This is a genomic window from Chryseobacterium sp. GW823-FHT05E08 (genome assembly GCF_058795655.1).
Genome location: NZ_JBXAHY010000001.1, coordinates 634642 through 650660 on the forward strand (window position 1 = coordinate 634642; position 16019 = coordinate 650660).

The 16019-nt window shown below is 33.9% G+C and carries 19 protein-coding genes; 8 read left to right on the plus strand and 11 right to left on the minus strand.

The window, feature by feature from the left end:
* Window positions 1-3: 3 nt before the first annotated feature.
* A complete protein-coding gene (locus AC1Q7L_RS02970; RefSeq protein ID WP_410690520.1) occupies window positions 4-345 on the minus strand; it encodes a helix-turn-helix transcriptional regulator in 342 nt (113 codons plus the stop codon).
* A 671-nt stretch (window positions 346-1016) separates the two neighbouring features.
* Here AC1Q7L_RS02970 and AC1Q7L_RS02975 point away from each other — a divergent pair.
* The gene (locus tag AC1Q7L_RS02975) at window positions 1017-1454 is read left to right on the plus strand and encodes a PPC domain-containing DNA-binding protein (RefSeq protein ID WP_410690519.1); all 438 of its coding nucleotides are present in this window, start codon (window positions 1017-1019) and stop codon (window positions 1452-1454) included.
* Between the two features lie 126 nt (window positions 1455-1580).
* Here the strand turns inward: AC1Q7L_RS02975 and AC1Q7L_RS02980 are convergent, their stop codons facing one another.
* Window positions 1581-2807 carry an MFS transporter gene (locus AC1Q7L_RS02980; RefSeq protein ID WP_492305488.1) on the minus strand — a complete coding sequence of 409 codons (1227 nt, stop codon included), beginning with the start codon at window positions 2805-2807 and terminating at the stop codon, window positions 1581-1583.
* A gap of 459 nt (window positions 2808-3266) precedes the next feature.
* Between AC1Q7L_RS02980 and AC1Q7L_RS02985 the strand changes: the two genes are divergently transcribed.
* From AC1Q7L_RS02985 to AC1Q7L_RS03000, 4 genes are read left to right on the plus strand one after another with little or no spacing between them, the layout of a single operon-like run.
* A complete protein-coding gene (locus AC1Q7L_RS02985) occupies window positions 3267-3857 on the plus strand; it encodes a TetR/AcrR family transcriptional regulator (RefSeq protein ID WP_492305487.1) in 591 nt (196 codons plus the stop codon).
* A gap of 28 nt (window positions 3858-3885) precedes the next feature.
* Window positions 3886-4386: a hypothetical protein gene (locus AC1Q7L_RS02990; protein ID WP_492305486.1), complete on the plus strand. Its 501-nt coding sequence runs from the start codon at window positions 3886-3888 to the stop codon at window positions 4384-4386.
* Window positions 4387-4388: 2 nt separating this feature from the next.
* Complete coding sequence (locus AC1Q7L_RS02995) at window positions 4389-4691, plus strand: DUF3817 domain-containing protein (protein ID WP_066758649.1); 303 nt, start codon at window positions 4389-4391, stop codon at window positions 4689-4691.
* Complete coding sequence (locus AC1Q7L_RS03000) at window positions 4688-5041, plus strand: rhodanese-like domain-containing protein (RefSeq protein WP_492305485.1); 354 nt, start codon at window positions 4688-4690, stop codon at window positions 5039-5041. The genes AC1Q7L_RS02995 and AC1Q7L_RS03000 overlap by 4 nt, the downstream gene beginning before the upstream one ends.
* Before the next feature lie 35 nt (window positions 5042-5076).
* Here the strand turns inward: AC1Q7L_RS03000 and AC1Q7L_RS03005 are convergent, their stop codons facing one another.
* From AC1Q7L_RS03005 to AC1Q7L_RS03015, 3 genes are all read right to left on the minus strand, one after another.
* Complete coding sequence (locus AC1Q7L_RS03005; protein WP_492305484.1) at window positions 5077-6033, minus strand: nitrilase family protein; 957 nt, start codon at window positions 6031-6033, stop codon at window positions 5077-5079.
* A 61-nt stretch (window positions 6034-6094) separates the two neighbouring features.
* Complete coding sequence (locus AC1Q7L_RS03010) at window positions 6095-6898, minus strand: DUF6597 domain-containing transcriptional factor (RefSeq protein WP_492305483.1); 804 nt, start codon at window positions 6896-6898, stop codon at window positions 6095-6097.
* Between the two features lie 33 nt (window positions 6899-6931).
* Window positions 6932-8170: a Na+/H+ antiporter gene (locus AC1Q7L_RS03015; RefSeq protein ID WP_492305482.1), complete on the minus strand. Its 1239-nt coding sequence runs from the start codon at window positions 8168-8170 to the stop codon at window positions 6932-6934.
* Between the two features lie 222 nt (window positions 8171-8392).
* On the opposite strand from AC1Q7L_RS03015, the gene AC1Q7L_RS03020 reads away from it, so the two are divergent.
* The gene (locus tag AC1Q7L_RS03020) at window positions 8393-8902 is read left to right on the plus strand and encodes a pyridoxamine 5'-phosphate oxidase family protein (RefSeq protein WP_410690508.1); all 510 of its coding nucleotides are present in this window, start codon (window positions 8393-8395) and stop codon (window positions 8900-8902) included.
* Window positions 8903-8957: 55 nt separating this feature from the next.
* Here the strand turns inward: AC1Q7L_RS03020 and AC1Q7L_RS03025 are convergent, their stop codons facing one another.
* Genes AC1Q7L_RS03025 through AC1Q7L_RS03035 form a run of 3 tightly spaced genes read right to left on the minus strand, consistent with a single transcriptional unit; the run spans window position 8958 to window position 10567 of the window.
* Window positions 8958-9191, minus strand: a complete 234-nt coding sequence (locus AC1Q7L_RS03025) for a thioredoxin family protein (RefSeq protein ID WP_492305481.1) — start codon at window positions 9189-9191, stop codon at window positions 8958-8960.
* Between the two features lie 6 nt (window positions 9192-9197).
* Window positions 9198-10082, minus strand: coding sequence for a dihydrodipicolinate synthase family protein (locus AC1Q7L_RS03030; RefSeq protein ID WP_492305480.1), 885 nt, complete (start codon window positions 10080-10082; stop codon window positions 9198-9200).
* 29 nt (window positions 10083-10111) lie between these two features.
* Window positions 10112-10567 (minus strand): cupin domain-containing protein, encoded by a 456-nt coding sequence (locus tag AC1Q7L_RS03035; RefSeq protein ID WP_410690505.1) that lies wholly within the window; start codon window positions 10565-10567, stop codon window positions 10112-10114.
* 101 nt (window positions 10568-10668) lie between these two features.
* On the opposite strand from AC1Q7L_RS03035, the gene pdxR reads away from it, so the two are divergent.
* A complete protein-coding gene (gene pdxR / locus AC1Q7L_RS03040) occupies window positions 10669-12120 on the plus strand; it encodes a MocR-like pyridoxine biosynthesis transcription factor PdxR (RefSeq protein ID WP_492305479.1) in 1452 nt (483 codons plus the stop codon).
* Between the two features lie 18 nt (window positions 12121-12138).
* On the opposite strand, the gene AC1Q7L_RS03045 is transcribed toward pdxR, so the two are convergent.
* Entirely contained in the window at window positions 12139-13236 is a 1098-nt protein-coding gene (locus AC1Q7L_RS03045) for an Atu1372/SO_1960 family protein (RefSeq protein WP_492305478.1), read from the minus strand.
* A gap of 126 nt (window positions 13237-13362) precedes the next feature.
* Here AC1Q7L_RS03045 and AC1Q7L_RS03050 point away from each other — a divergent pair, with 126 nt between their 5' ends.
* Window positions 13363-14160 carry an AraC family transcriptional regulator gene (locus AC1Q7L_RS03050; protein WP_492305477.1) on the plus strand — a complete coding sequence of 266 codons (798 nt, stop codon included), beginning with the start codon at window positions 13363-13365 and terminating at the stop codon, window positions 14158-14160.
* Window position 14161: 1 nt separating this feature from the next.
* Here the strand turns inward: AC1Q7L_RS03050 and AC1Q7L_RS03055 are convergent, their stop codons facing one another.
* Together AC1Q7L_RS03055 and AC1Q7L_RS03060 are read right to left on the minus strand one after the other, a co-directional pair.
* A complete protein-coding gene (locus tag AC1Q7L_RS03055) occupies window positions 14162-15196 on the minus strand; it encodes a sulfite exporter TauE/SafE family protein (protein WP_492305476.1) in 1035 nt (344 codons plus the stop codon).
* Between the two features lie 10 nt (window positions 15197-15206).
* Window positions 15207-15992: a phosphatase PAP2 family protein gene (locus tag AC1Q7L_RS03060; protein WP_492305475.1), complete on the minus strand. Its 786-nt coding sequence runs from the start codon at window positions 15990-15992 to the stop codon at window positions 15207-15209.
* Between the last annotated feature and the right edge of the window lie 27 nt (window positions 15993-16019).

The following is a 16019-nucleotide window of genomic DNA, read 5'->3' on the forward strand; positions in this document are numbered from 1 at the left end:
GGTTTAAATATCATTAAACCATTTATAAATATCTAATTCCGAAGGAATATTCAGTTTTTTTCTTATTCTGTTTTTTCGATTCTGGATTGCTTTTGGCGTGACATAAGTGTATGTCGCAATTTCCTTGGTTGTAAGATTAAGTTTTAAATAAATACAAAAAATAAGTTCCGAATTTTTGAGATTAGGCTGTATCAAAGATATTTTGTCAAAAAAATCTGGATATGCCAATCTGAATTTATTTAACAAACGGGGCGAATTTTCTTTAGCTAATGCAATGATTTCGTCTTGAGCTAAGAATTTTTGATTTAAATCTTCTAGTTTGAACTCAGGTTTTTCGTTTTTCATAATAATTTTCTCATCTCTACAGTACTTTCTGTTGCCGGTGTGCTTATGATTTTAAAGTTCCGCGTCAGAATTTAGTTTCTCATTTTAGTCGTAATTCAATCGTTAATCTTAATAAAAATTAGGAATTGAAGTCCATTAACAATGTTTTTTTAATTCAATTTTAAATAAAGCTATTTTTTTGTCTTGATATAATTTTCTTAATATTTGCATTTGTGTTTAAAATTATTTTTAAAAAGTAATCAAAACAAAGAATTTATAATTGTAGACAAAGAAAGAAAAAATGATTAAAATTTTCCTGAATTGAAATACCACATACATACCACGCGACACCATTAGACCGTCTAATTTTACTGTTTTTTATCAAGTTTTCTAAAATCGATTTTATTTTAATTGTTAATGATCAAATATATCAGATTCTGATATTGACTTTTTATGACCTTAATCAATGTTTTTCTGTTATTTCAAATTTAATTTTAATCTTTAAAAATGCCGAAACCGATACTTTGTGGTACTTGTGTGGTATTGTTTTTGGTTATTATTGATCAAAATTATTCTTTCTTTATTTTTTGATAGAGAACTTTGATTGTATTAGACGTGAAAAAGGAATTAATGATATCCTGAAGATTGATAATAGAAAAATTTTTATTAAAACTATCAAAACAGTTAATATTATGAATGTCAATTTTTTTGAAGGTAATTTGTGGACTGCGAGGAAAATAGAAAATACATATGTTGTAAGGTTGAAAAATCTTACAGATATTATAGACGGATTGACTGATTTTGCCCTTGATCAAAAAATTAATCACGGAAAAATAAAAGGGATCGGAATGTTATCAGACATTACGTTGAACTTTTTTAATCCTTCAAAAATGAAAAATTTCAATATAAAATTTGAAGAAACGATAAGTTTTTCAGACATCTTTGGAACTGTTTCTGAAATCGATGGAACTCCAATATTTCATCTTGAAACTACCTTGAAAAGAGAAGACTATACCACTTTAGCCGGACATCTTTTGGACGCCAGAATAATCGGTATCAATGAATTCTTTTTTTACCCTTTAGAAACGGAAATTATTCAGTTTAAAAGTGAAATCTTTGGTTTTAATTAATTTCATTAAAATATGATTTTTCATTTAAATTTTTTTAAAAAAAAGACCACTCAAAAATGAATGGTCTTTTTTTTAAAAAAAAGACCACTCAAAAATGAATGGTCTTTTATAATTTAGTTAAAATATTTACTTCAATCTATTTTTAGAAATACGAATACTATACATTGTAATTAAAACTGTTACGAGCAGAAATAAAGCTCCGATCCACGGTGTACTTTCTATTCCTAATGCTGAAGTTACAATCAAACCTCCTGAGTATGAACCAATAGCAATTCCAATATTAAAAGCAGCAATATTGATTCCTGAAGCTACATCTTCTGTCCCAGGCAATTCTTTTTCTGCGATCTGAACGACCAAAAGTTGCAATCCGGGAACGCTAGCAAATGATAATGCTCCTAAAAAGAAAAGCGTAATGATACTCAAAACCGGACTGTTTACTGTGAAATAAAACGCTAATAAAACCAAGCCTTGCGCTGCAAACATCCAAAGTAATACTTTCAATGGATTTTTGTTGGCTACTTTCCCGCCGATTAAATTTCCTAATGCAATCGCAATTCCGTAAATCAATAAAATAATCGTTACGACTGATTCTTTAAATCCTGTAATCTCCTGTAAAATAGGCGATAAATACGTAAACACCACAAAAGTTCCACCATACCCCATTGCGGTCATTAAAAAAGCAAAGATTAAACGTCTGTTGGTTAAAACTTTTAATTGTTGTTTTAAAGATGCCGTTTTTCCTTTCTGTAAATTTTTCGGAACCAAAAGAATACTTGCTATTAACCCGATTATTCCTAAAATTGCGACTCCGATAAAAGTGGCTCTCCATCCAAAATGTTGCCCGATAAAAGTTCCCAGCGGAACACCGGTTACAATCGCCAGCGTTAATCCTGCAAACATGATGGATATTGCCGTTGCCCTTTTTTCCTCAGGAACCAAAGAAGCTGCAATTGTAGATCCGATGGAAAAATAAACTCCGTGAGCAAATCCTGTTAAAATTCTCGCCATTATTAAAGTGATAAATCCGGGAGCGATAGAGGCTAACCCGTTTCCGATTACAAAAAGTAACATGATTGCGATTAATAAAGCTTTTCGTGGTACTTTTCCTGTTAAAGCCGTTAAAATAGGAGCTCCAATAGCAACTCCAATGGCGTATAAACTTACCAAGAGTCCTGCTGATGGAATGGAAATATTCAGGTCACTGGCAACGGTTGGAAGCAATCCTACAATAACAAACTCCGTTGTTCCGATTCCGAAAGCGCTTATCGTTAGTGCCCAAAGTGCTGCGGGCAGTTTTTTCTTTTTTATGATTTGATGATCAGGATTGATTTTGATCTCATTTTGATAATTCATTGTGAATGTTTTAATGATTTTGACAGTACAAATTTCCGATGATTTATTGTATTATAAAAATTAGATAAATAGTAGTTAATTATCATTAAAATGATAGTTAAGATTTGGAATTTTAGTTTGTGAAGTTGGTAAATCGCAATGGCGCAAATTAAATTTTAAATATTGTTTTAGGCGCAAGGATTTTATCTGCGATAAAATTGATGATGTTATAAATTGGCTTGCACTTTGTCAATTCGGGGAGAATCTGGATATGGTTTTTTATTAATTGTATAGATTCTTCCAGAATGACAAAAGGTGTTGAATAATAAGTTAACTAATTAAAAATCTTTGATTTTCTTGCGCCTTATAAAGCAGAATAAGGATTCTAAATCTTTGTGCCTTTGCGATTTTCCAACAAAAGAATTAAGCTACTTCACCAAAAAAAGTTGTTCCTTTGTATAAAATACCAATCAGTATCTTATGAAGAAATCGGAAGCAACCCGTTTAAATATTCTACGAAAAGCCTTTGAATTAATCTATGAAAAAGGTTATCAAACCACTAGTGTAGATGAGATTATTGCGACCACTCAGGTTACAAAAGGGGCTTTCTATTATCATTTTAAAACTAAAGATGAGATGGGTTTGGCGATCATCAATGAGCTGATGAGATCTACTTTTCAGGATACTTTTATTGATCCTTTTCAATCTTCAGAGAATCCCTTAGACACGATTTATGATCTGATGGAAAATATTCTGATGAAAAATGAATTTTTAAAAGTTGAATACGGCTGCCCTACTTCCAATTTTACACAGGAAATGGCTCCGTGGAATATTGAATTTACCAAAGCGCTGAACAAACTTTCAACAGAATGGGAAAATGCAATGATTGAAGCCATTGAAAATGGAAAGCAAAATGGAAAAGTACAGCCCGAAGTTAATGCAAAAGGAGTTGCTGTTTTTGTGATGTCCGGATACTGGGGAATAAGAAATTTGGGGAAATTAGAGAATTCAAAATCAATTTATCTTGTTTATTTAAAGCAACTTAAATCTTATTTTGATATGCTGAGATAATTTTTTATTAAAAAACATACTAATTAGTATGTTTTTATTTTACCTTTGCTACATCATTAAAAATGAAAAGATGTACCAAACGCTTACTTTTTTGCATTCTACATTTCGTTGGCTGGTTTTATTAAGCCTTATTTACTCCTTATTTATCGCTTACAAAGGATATTTTTCTAACAAGAATTTTTCAAAAACAGATGATTCTGTAAGACATTGGACGGCAACCATAGCTCATGTTCAATTAATTTTGGGAATCACTTTATATTCTCAAAGCCCGATCGTTAAATACTTTTGGAACAACTTCAGTACTGCAAAAGAATCTTTTGATCTCTTATTTTTCGGATTGATTCACATTTTCCTGATGCTGTTTTCCATTGTCTTAATCACGATCGGATCGGCATTAACGAAAAGAAAAGAAACCGATAAAGAAAAATTTAAAACCATGTTAATCTGGTATACGATTGCCTTGATCATTATTTTCATAGCTATTCCATGGCCATTCTCGCCTCTTGCTAACAGACCTTATTTCAGATAATTATGATAAATTTATTTAAAACAAAAATCGGACGGTTAAGAATTCTTGCTATTTTGGAAGGAATCTCTTTATTAACCTTAGTATTCATTGCAGTTCCATTGAAATACGGAATGGAAAATCCTGCTTTAGTAAAAATGATGGGACCTATCCACGGAACGCTATTCCTGCTTTTCCTTTTCAATACATTGAGTGTTGGTGTAGAGCAACACTGGAAGTTTAAAGAAACAACTTGGAAAGTAATTTTGGCGTGTTTTATTCCGTTTGGAACCTTTTATATTGATTATAAAATTTTAAGCAAATTATGAGAAACCTATTAATTTTTTGCGGAATTATTCTTACTGTGTATGTTGTTTATCGCATTTACAGATACCAAACGTTGGAGAATGGTTTAGATAAGTTAATTAAAAACGGAGCCGTTATTTTAGATGTAAGAACCGAAAAAGAATATGCAATGGGACATATCGATGGATCTTTGAATATTTCTTTAGGAGAGATCAGGGAAAGATATGTAGAGCTGGATTCAAATAAAACTTATATCACCGTCTGTTCACACGGACTCAGAAGTGTAAAAGTTGAACATATTCTTAAAGAAAAAGGCTTTAAAAAGGTTTATAATGGCGGTGCCTGGAGTGATTTAGAAAAGAGCTTAAAGTAAATTTTAAGCTCTTTCGATATAAATAATGTATTTTTTTAATTATTTTCAGAATCAATCCAAACCACCTTTTGCTCAGACAGATGATCCTGACCAATAATATCTTTATATAATTCAGGTCTCCGAGCTTGAATATATCGATATCCGCCAGCTTGGGTAAGCTTTTCGGGAGTAATAACAGCAGTTTCAAAACTATTATCAAACGAGTGACATTCTGCAATGATGTCGCCAAAAGGATCAATGATCATTGAACAACCATTTTTCAATTGATCGTCATCCATTCCGATAGGATTCGAAAACACAACATACGCAGCATTGTCATATGCTCTCGAAGGTAACCATTTCATTAGCCAATCTCTTCCTTTCATTCCATCAAATTCAAGTCGCAAAGAGGTTGGGTCTGCTACTCTATTTTCCCAAAGCTTTGGTTCAACAAAGCCTGCGCCCGGCCTTGTGGAAGGGGTACACATCGTAACATGAGGCATGAAAATAATATCTGCACCCAATAATTTTGTAGCTCTTACATTTTCAATAATATTATTGTCGTAACAAATCAGAATTCCGCACTTCCAGCCATGAATTTCAAATACACAAAATTCATTTCCCGGCGTAAGATTAGGATTAATAAACGGATGTAACTTTCTATATTTTGCAACCAGTCCGTTTTTATCTACACAGACATATGCTTTAAATAGATTATCGTGTTCATCCTTTTCAAAAAGGCCTGCCAAAATGGTGATGTTATAATTCCCCGCAATTTCTTTTAGTTTTTGAATACTTTTTCCGTCTGGAATAAGTTCTGCAATATCCAAAAGTTGTTCTTTATTGAGTTTTCTGGCAAATGTATAACCTGTAATTGAACATTCATGAAAAGCAATTACATGAGAACCTTTAGAAGCTGCTTGCTTCGCTAGCTTTTCTATGACGGAAAGATTGTAGGCTTTATCGCCACTTTTATTTTCAAATTGTGCTGTTGAAATTTTAAGATTGATCATCTTTTTTTTCTACAAATCTATGATAGCCGAAGTTCTAAAAATTGTAAAAAACCGACATCAATTATTTTGAATGAAGTTCTATGAAATTTACCGCCAATTTATTTTCTGTTTTTAGATATTCACTTGGTGTAAGTCCTATATTATTTTTAAATTCTTTGATAAGATGAGATTGGTCAGTGTAACCAGCGTTGTAAGAAAGACCTGTAATATTCTCTTCATTATTATTTATTTTCATTAAGCTTAAGAAATAATGAAGTCGGGCAATATTGCTGTATTTTTTTGGAGATAATCCCATATATTGTTGAAATTTCCTTTCGATTTGACGTTCAGAATACCCTGTGAAATGTTCCAATTCTTTTGACGTGACAATGCCTTTATTTTGAATAATATATTGTTGGGTTGTTTGTATAAGTTGATAATCTGAATTAATTATTTTAGATAAAAACTTTGTGAAATAAATATTTAAATCATTGATAATTAACTTAGGATCAGTTTTATAAAAAAGCTTTTCCTGAAAAACCTGCATTTCATTTTTTAAAACATCTTTTACAGAAACAATCTGATTTTTAACTTCTTTTGCCGAAATTTTAAGTAAAATATTCAAAAAATAAGGTTGAAAAACAACAGCCATTAAAGAAAAGGAACCATTCGTAACCAAATCTTTATATTGAGTTAATTGTCCATAAAAAAATGAAAGCGGAAGCTGATCTCCTGAAAGATCCTGCAGATTAATATTAGCAGACAGAATAAGTCCAGTATTACCATCCGTAAACAGCCTTAATTTCTTGATATCTTCCTCAGAATTTTCCAGGAAAATATAATGTTTAATGTAAGATGCTAAATGTTTCGGCGGAGAAATCTGCATAGATCAAAATTAGGCAAAATAGATTTAATCAGTTTATGATTTAAACTTTTTCACGATCCACGGTAAAGTCAAGCCCTGCCCCAATAAGGAAATTAAGACAACCACAACAGACAGAAAAATGATCTCATTACGCATAGGAAACGGTTCGCCATTCTCTAATGTTGCAGGAATACCAATCGCAATGGCCAAGGAGACAATTCCCCGCATTCCCGACCATGTAATGATAAAACTTGTTTTAGAATCAAACAAGGCATCTTCACTGATTTTACGTTTTCCCTGAAAGGCTTTCTGAAGATTAAATTGTTGCAGATAAACACGCGCCATTCTGATCAATAAAGTTACTAAAACGATAATTGCAGAATAACCTGCAAGCGTCCAGACTTGTGCCTGAGGCATTTTCTTTAAGATAATAGGAAATTCCAGTCCGATCAATAAAAAGATCAAACCATTCAGTAAAAAAATAATAATGTCCCAGAAATTATGGGATTGGTCTTTCACGTGATCTGGGAATTTGTTTCGACTCAATTTTGACATTCCTAATCCTAAAATAACGACCGCAATCACTCCGGAAACTTTAAAATGTTCCGCAATAAGATAGGTCACGAAAGGCATTAATAAAATCAAACTGTTAACAACCATCGCATCAGAACGGAAGAATCTAATGGTGAGTGATAATGCTTTAAAAACAATCCAGCCCACCAAAAAACCACCTCCCAAAACCATTAGAAATTCTAAAGAAGCTTTCCAGGTTACAAAGGCAACTCCTGTTACGGCAGCTATTGCGAAACGGTAGGCAACCAATGCTGAAGCATCATTAATCAAACTTTCACCTTCCAATATTGTTACGGTTTTATGAGGAAGTCCGAGCCCTTTGGTGACTCCAACTGCGGCGACAGCATCTGTCGCAGAAAGAATTGAACCTAGTACAAACGCCAATGGCCAAGTCATTCCGGGAATTAAATAATGCGCCAAAACCGCAATTCCTGCTGTTGTTATAAATACCAATCCGATCGCTAATGTCCCGATCGTATTCATATTCGTTTTAAAATCCTGAAAAGAAATATTGAAGGCCGCATCATACAGCAACGGTGGCAGAAAAAGAAGCATAATAATTTCCGGATTCATCTCGATTTCCGGCATTGCAGGAATAAAACCGATTAAAATTCCGACAACCAGAAGAAGCATCGGTACAGGAATTTTAATTTTCCCCGCAAAACCAGATACTCCTATCATCAGAGCCATAATCATTAAAATAACTGCATAATTTTCCATCAAACTTCTTTTTAATTACTGTTGTTTGTTAAGAGTAACGAATAGCCCCATAATCATTACTTTAAAAATAGTAAAAAAATTATAATGGAATTTTTATTCAAATAATAAATGAGTTTGATTTTTTTTGGTCAGGTTTTTGAATTGATAATTAATATCAATTTATTGTTTAATACTAATTGATTTTATTCTTATTTAAAACTAAATCACTTAAAATATTATATTATGTCAACAGAAAATCTTACACATCTAGAAGCAATTAAGAAAATCAAAGAACTGTCCGAAAGTGCAAAATTTTGTATGTTTTGTACCGAATTGGAAACTCTTCCGATCAATTCGCGCCCGATGGGTTTACAGGAAACCGATGATGAAGGGAATCTTTGGTTCATCAGCAGTGATGACAGCAACAAAAATTTTGAAATAAAAGAAGACCGAAGAGTTCAGCTATTTTTCATGAATAATAGTGACTATCAATATCTTTCTGTATTCGGAGAAGCAACTGTTTACAAAGATAAAGCAACTATTGAAGACAAATGGTCATCCATGGCTAACGCTTGGTTTGAAGATGGAAAAGATGATCCTAAAGTTTCAATTATCCGTGTGGAACCAACGGAAACCTATTATTGGGACACAAAAGTTGGAAAATTGGTAAGTCTTTTTAGTTTCGTAGCCGCAGCCGTTACAGGAAAAACAACGGATAATTCCGATGGCGTGGAAGGAAACGCAACGGTATAGTTTATAATTTTTAATATTAAAATAGGCTGCCTTTTTATGAGGCAGCCTATTCTTTTTACTTTTTAACATCTTCCATTGATGCTCCAAAATTGATGTGCAATACATTCCCGTTTGGGGTAACTAAAGCCGGAACAGATTCTACACCTGCCTTTTCAGCTTCGGAAATTTTATCTCTAAATTCTCCTAAATGAACAACTTCTACATTTTCTGCTCCAATAAGATTAATAATGTCGTGTTCTGCACTCACACATACAGGACAACCTGCATGATAAAAAACTGATTTTTTCATTTTTGACTAATTTTTAATGGTTTTAATAATATTTTTTAATTGTTCTGTTTCGCTTTCTGTTAAAGGTTTCAAAGGACTTCTTAGATTTCCGCCTTCCTCTCCTAAAATATTTAATCCTGCTTTTATAGCTCTTGGAAGACCTTTTGCTACGATGAATTTTAATAATTCAACTTGTTGATAAAAAAGATCCTGCGCTTCCTTAAGCTGATTATTTTCAATAGCATTGTACAAGCCAATATTCAATTCAGGAATGAGATTCGGGGCGGCAGTACACCAACCTCTTGCTCCCGCAGAAAAGGCCGCCAAAGCCAATGGATTTGATCCATTATAAAATGCGACGTCTTCTCCCAATTCTTTTCTCAGATAATGCATTCTCTGAATATCTCCCGTGCTTTCTTTGATCATCGTCACGTTGGGAATTTCCAATAATCTTTTTAGTAAATTCGGAGACATATCTACTCCACCCGTTGCCGGATTATTGTAAGCCATAATCGGTATTGAAATTTTACGGGCAACAGCATCATAATGCGTTACGATTTCATCATCTGTCAATTTCCAATAGCTCATCGGGATAATCATTACGGCATCGGCTCCGGCTTTTTCTGCAAATTGAGCGTGATGGATTGTTTTTTCAGTCGTAAGATTAGACACGCCAACCAATGTTGGAATTCTGCCATTAACCTGTTGTATGGTGGCCTCGGTTACGGCTTCTTTTTCTTCATCTGATAAATACGGTAAAACTCCGGTGCTGCCAAGTGGAGCAATTCCGTGGTTTCCTGAAATAACTAATCTTTCAACCAACTTTTTGAATAACGGAATATCAACTTTCTCCTTCTTATCAAAAGGCGTGATCGGATATGCTATAATCCCTTTAAATGGAACATTTTTCATGTAATTTTGATTTTTAATTGTTATTTCATTTAAAGGTCTCTGCCTTCTTCTTCTCTTAATGCAACGCCCAAATTCTGTAATTGAGGGGCATTTTCGCAGGCGATGTATTTTGCAGATTCTGTTTCGCTCAAATTTTGATGTTTATGCCAAGCCCAAGACGGAATATAAACTGCATCTCCAGCCTTCCATTCTACTTTTTCACCCTCAACTTCTGTCCAGCCTTTTCCCTCGATGACGTATAAAACGGTTTCGTAGGTGTGACGGTGTTTGTTGGTTTGCTGTCCGGGTAATAAACCTCCGATGGTCATACTTACATTTTTACTTGGAAGGTCTACGAAGAAAACTGGGTGCTTTCTTTCTGTTGAAAATTGATTGTGTTCGCCTTCATTTTCTACGTTTTTGTGAATTAAATGAGTCGGTTTTACATACTTTGGTCTTGCAAAAGTTTCGTGAAAGTCTTTTGAACTGAATTGTTTAGTGTCCATAATTTTTAAATATTTAATTGTTGTTGTTTTATTGTGATACAAAATTATTTTATATTTGGACTGTTTAAATGATTCAGTTTTTATATAAATAGGTAGTCCAGATGTTGCGTCCATGGAAATTAGAATTTGAGATCGACAAAAAACTCGATAAAGCGGTCTATTTACAGATCGCCGATACGATTATTGGAGATATACAATCCGGCAGGTTACAATCTGGAGTTGCCCTTCCCGGAAGCCGTAATTTGGCATTATTGCTAAAAATCAACAGAAATACGGTCGTAGAAGCTTACCAGGTTTTAATTAATGAAGAATGGGTGATTTCAAAAGAGAGAAAAGGGATTTTTGTATCGGATCAATTGCCTGTTTTAAAGGCAAGATTCAATAAAAATGAATCAGAAGATGAATACAAAACTGAAATCAATAATGGATTACTAATCAATTTTGATGACGGACATCCCGACAGTAAAATCGCTCCGGTTACCGAATTGGCCCGTGCCTACAGACAGATCTTTAACAGAAAAGCAAAATGGCAAATGATGGGTTACAGCAGTGAACATGGTGATCTTGAATTCAGAAAAGCCATCTCTCAAATGCTCAATCATCAGCGCGGAATGCACCATAATGAACATGATATTTCTATTACCCGAGGAAGCCAAATGGCGATGTTTTTAACGGCTCAGAGTCTATTTAGTAATGGTGATTGTGTAATCGTAGAAAATCCGGGATATCAACCTGCGTGGAATGCTTTTGAATATGCAGGTGCAAAATTATTACCCGTTTCCGTAGACGAAGACGGAATTATTGTAGAAGATATTGTTGTGCTTTTAAAGACGAATAAGAATATAAAAGCAATTTATTTAACTCCTCATAGACAATATCCTACAACGGTTACTTTAAGTTTAGCTAGAAGATTGAAATTAATTGAGTTATCCAACAAATATAACCTGACGATCATTGAAGATGATTACGATAATGAGTTTCATTTCGGTTACCGTCCTATCCTGCCTATTTCCAGTTTTCCTGAACTGAATAACAGTGTTTATGTTGGAACAATGAGTAAAGTGGTTGCTCCGGCTTTGAGGATTGGATATTTGGTGACCAAAAATCAGGAATTATTAAAGAAAATCGGTGATTTGCGGAAAATAATTGATGTACAAGGCGATGTGATTATGGAACAGGCCGTTTTGCAATTAATCAAAGATGGAGCTGTGAAAAAGCATATTAAAAAAGCAACGATTCACTATAAAAATAAAAGAGATTTTGTGTATGCACTTTTGGAAAAGCATTTGAAAAATAATGCAGATTTTACGTTGCCGGAAGGTGGTCTTGCGTTCTGGATTATTCCTAAAGTAAAATTTAATTGGGATATTGTAACTAGTTTGTTATTAGATAAAAATATTAAAATAATTCACCCTGAACAATTTAGTTTCAATGAAGTTGTAAACGGTTTTAGATTAAGCTACGGTTCTCTTTCCGAAGAACAATTGGAACAGAGTATAAAAGTAATTGCAGGAATTTTTAATGATCAAATTCCTGCAATTGGTATTTCTTAATTTTATGTTTTAACTTAATTATTCAACCTCAAAAATTGCCTGTATTTCCACAGAAGAATTCACGGGAATTGATGAAGCGCCTAATGTTGCTCTCGCATGTTTTCCTTTATCTCCAAAAACCTCAACGGTAAGATCAGATGCAATATTCATCAAATCGGCATGTTTTGTATAATCGTCTTTGGTATTGAAAATCCCTGTCAACTGTACACATTGTTTTACTTTGCTTAGATCTCCGCCAACAGCTTCATTTAAGACTGATAAAACGTTCAGCATCGTTGCTCTTGTAGCGTCTTTTACCTGTTGCTCGTTCACATCAACTCCTAATTTTCCTGGATTTAAAATTTTCCCGTCTTTCAAAGCTACCTGATTAATGAAAACCAAATTTCCTGAACGTACAAACGGCTTATAATTTCCTGCAGGTTTGGGAACTTGAGGAAGAGTAATATTTTTTTGTTTCAATGTTTCATTAAAATTAACAGACTTTTCAATCGTCGTCATTGCTTTTTTAGTAAATGTTCCCTTTAAAGCGAATGCTACTTTTAAAGCGAATGCTACTTTTGCGAAGTTTTCACCTTGAAGTTCGGCAAGATTTCTTTCGTCTTTTGTAGGTCTTTCAACATCTTTCAAAGAAGCCATGCTGGTTACTCCCAACACGGTATTTCCCTGAGGAATAGCTTTGTTAATGCTTTCTGTTCCACGAATTCCGTTAGAAACCATAACCATTCCGTGGACGGTAAGACTGTTCCAAAAAGCCTGCAAAGCCAATTCTTTTCCGGCTCCGCTTCCCGCAGACATGAAAACCGTTGCCGGCATTCCTTCCAGCGAGTGGTTGGTCCAAAGATTGACTGTTTTAGACAAGAATTCGCTCATTCCGGTGCTGATATTTCCGAAATAAACGGGCGAACCAAAAGCAATTCCGTCATACGTTGGAAGTTCCTCCACTGTTGCAACGGGAATGTCTTTTAATTTTTGATTTTGAGATATTTTTACCTGCTTTATAATCGCTGTTGCATTTTTATCGCTTTCAATTCCTTTGGCGATTTCTTTTGCCAGTTCATACGTTCCACCATTGTCTGAATGGATCAAAACCAATACTTTAGCTTTATCTTGTGCCATGATGTTTGTGATTTTTAGTAATAAGAGTAATACAAAAAGAGAACCTAATTTTTTCATTCTGAATAAGATATATTTTTATAATACAAATTTAGTAATGACGTTTTTATTAAATTTGCCAAAAACTTTATGCAGAACGACAAAGTGAAATGCGGTTTAACTGAACAAAAAGAAAGTCATTTTATCGATACCATCGAGAAAGAAGCCTATGTTTGGTGCGAAGAAAACTGGAAACATGATGATTACGAGCATACTCACAAGCGCGCCCAGTTAACGTATGTGGAAGAAGGTTACCAATATTTTCATATTGATCAGAAGATTTATCTGGTTCCTCAAAATCATGTGATCTGGATTCCTTCGGGTAAACCTCATCGCATTACTTCAGAAGCGAAAACGGTAAAATTGATGCTTTTTTTGTTTAATTCTTCCTTTAAAGAAGATTTTTATGAACATGTTCAGGTATTTGCGATTCCTCCGGTTTTGAGGGAAATGCTTTTATATGCCTCAAAATGGAACAAAATTTTAACAGAAGATGATGAGCAGGACATATTTTTTAAAGCTATTTTAAAAAGCCTTCCCCACTTTTGCAAGGAAAGCAATTATCTGGAAGTTCCTGTTCCGACGGATGCCCGATTGATCCCTGTTTGCAACTATATTAATTCAAATTTTAAATATAATCTGAACATTGATCTTTTAGCCGAAAAAGCACAAATGTCGGTAAGAAGTTTACAGCGGATTTTCAAACATGAAACGGGAATTACACTTCAAAAATATTTACAATTAATACGAATTCTAAAAAGCGTTGAATTAATTGATATGAAGCAATTTACACTAAGCGAAGTTGGTTTTAAAGTTGGTTATCAAAGCCTTTCTGCGTTTACGTCTTCTTATTTTTCAATTATGAAATCAAAACCGAGAACCAAATAAATTAGACTTCAAATTTGGTGAGTTGCCCGTTTTTATAGCAATAAAATTCATAAGCAGGTTCTTTTCTGAAAGTAAAGACTTTTTCAAGATGAATTTTGTCGTAATGAGGCTTTAAGTTCTCATATTTTTCTTTGAGATGTTTGGGAAGTTCATCCGCTTTTATGGGTCTTTCTACTTCAAAACCATCATCAAACGCAAATTCTACTATAAAATCGGTGCGTCTCCATGAAATTACAGACTCTGTTTCATGGCTGTGATGAGCGGTAGAAAAGGAAATTTTATCCTGTTGAATAATTTTCTCCGAAGTTCCCGCCATCAGCATAATTCCGGAAATCACCATCGCCCCGTACCCTATTTTTTTGAATAAAAATTCACTCAAATAAGGAAGAATATATTTTACGGTGTAAGACGAGATGATGGTTGCCGCTGCAATCGTAAGTCCAAGCCATAAAGCTGTGTTGGAATACAATCCGAGCGAAATATAAATGATCAGTTTAATTAAATGTAAAAAGACTTCATTGGCAGCTCTTGTTGCTACAATTTCCTCTTTTTTTAATCCAAATCTTAGATAAAAACGATTAAATAACAGTCCAATTGCTCCTGTAATTCCAGAAATAAATCCTGCACAAAATCCAATGATGATTAACATGAATTTTGGATACGCTTTTTCTGTTTTCGTTTCTGCTTTTTTTGATTTAAATAATTCGGGAAGATTAATGATCAGAAAAAAGGCAACAATTAATTGTAAATAATTGGGATTGATGTATTTAATAAGCCATGCTCCCAGCAAAACCGCAGGAATAGAAAACGGAACAAACCAAAAAAAGATCTGCCAGTTGATATGTTTTTTAAACACAGCAATTCTTGAAACCGAACTCGTAAAAGTTCCTATCGTTAATGAAAAAGGAACCACGGAACTCGGCAATAATAAATTCAGGATTGGGATAAGTATCAAACTCGCTCCGCCACCGCAGATTGCACTGATCCAAAAGGCTAAAATTGTTCCTAAAAATAACAGTATGATATTGATTGTCATTGTATTAATTTTAAAAGTTTTTTACTAAACCAATTCCCATATTTCCCTGTTGATAAAAAGGCATGATCATCGTTTGTGATTTTTCTTTTTTACCGCCTAAAAGTGTATTAATCTTTGGATATAACCAATAAGCAAGCTCTGTAGACAGGATTCCGAAACCTGCACCGCCAATGACATCGCCGAACCAATGTTTGTTGTTCAGCATTCTGTAAACGCCTGTGAAAACGGCAAAAGAATATCCCGAAATCCCCAGCCAGAAATTGGTGTCTTTATATTCTCTGTACATAAATTGGGCAGATGCAAAAGCGATTGTAGTATGACCGGACGGAAAAGAAAGGTTGTTCGACTGATCCGGTCTTTCCTCTTTTACGATATGTTTTAAAGGAAGCGTAATTGCGGAAGTAATCAACATAGATGTTCCATAAATGATGCTTCTGTCCTTGAAATTATGTTTTCCCTGAACTCCGGCAGCGTTGAGCCCGTACACCAAAATAGCGGGAGCAAACTGCGTGTAATTATCAAGTCTGATGTGATCCGGCTTATGTTCGCTGATCTCGTATTGAGTAGAAAAATTTAATTCTTTTAAACTTTTTATACTCAAACTTGCGACTCCGTAAGAAATAAGCGCGGTTGGAATAATGAGTTTTTTATAATTGAATTCGTGAGTCTTGTCCTCCAAATTGGGCTTTACAGCCGTTACACTGTCCTGAACTGTATGAACAGCTAAACTATCCTGAGCATAGATATTCTGGAAGCTTATTGATAGTAAAACTAAGCTTGATATTAAACTTTTCATAGATGCTTTCGTGTCTTTAAGATTAAT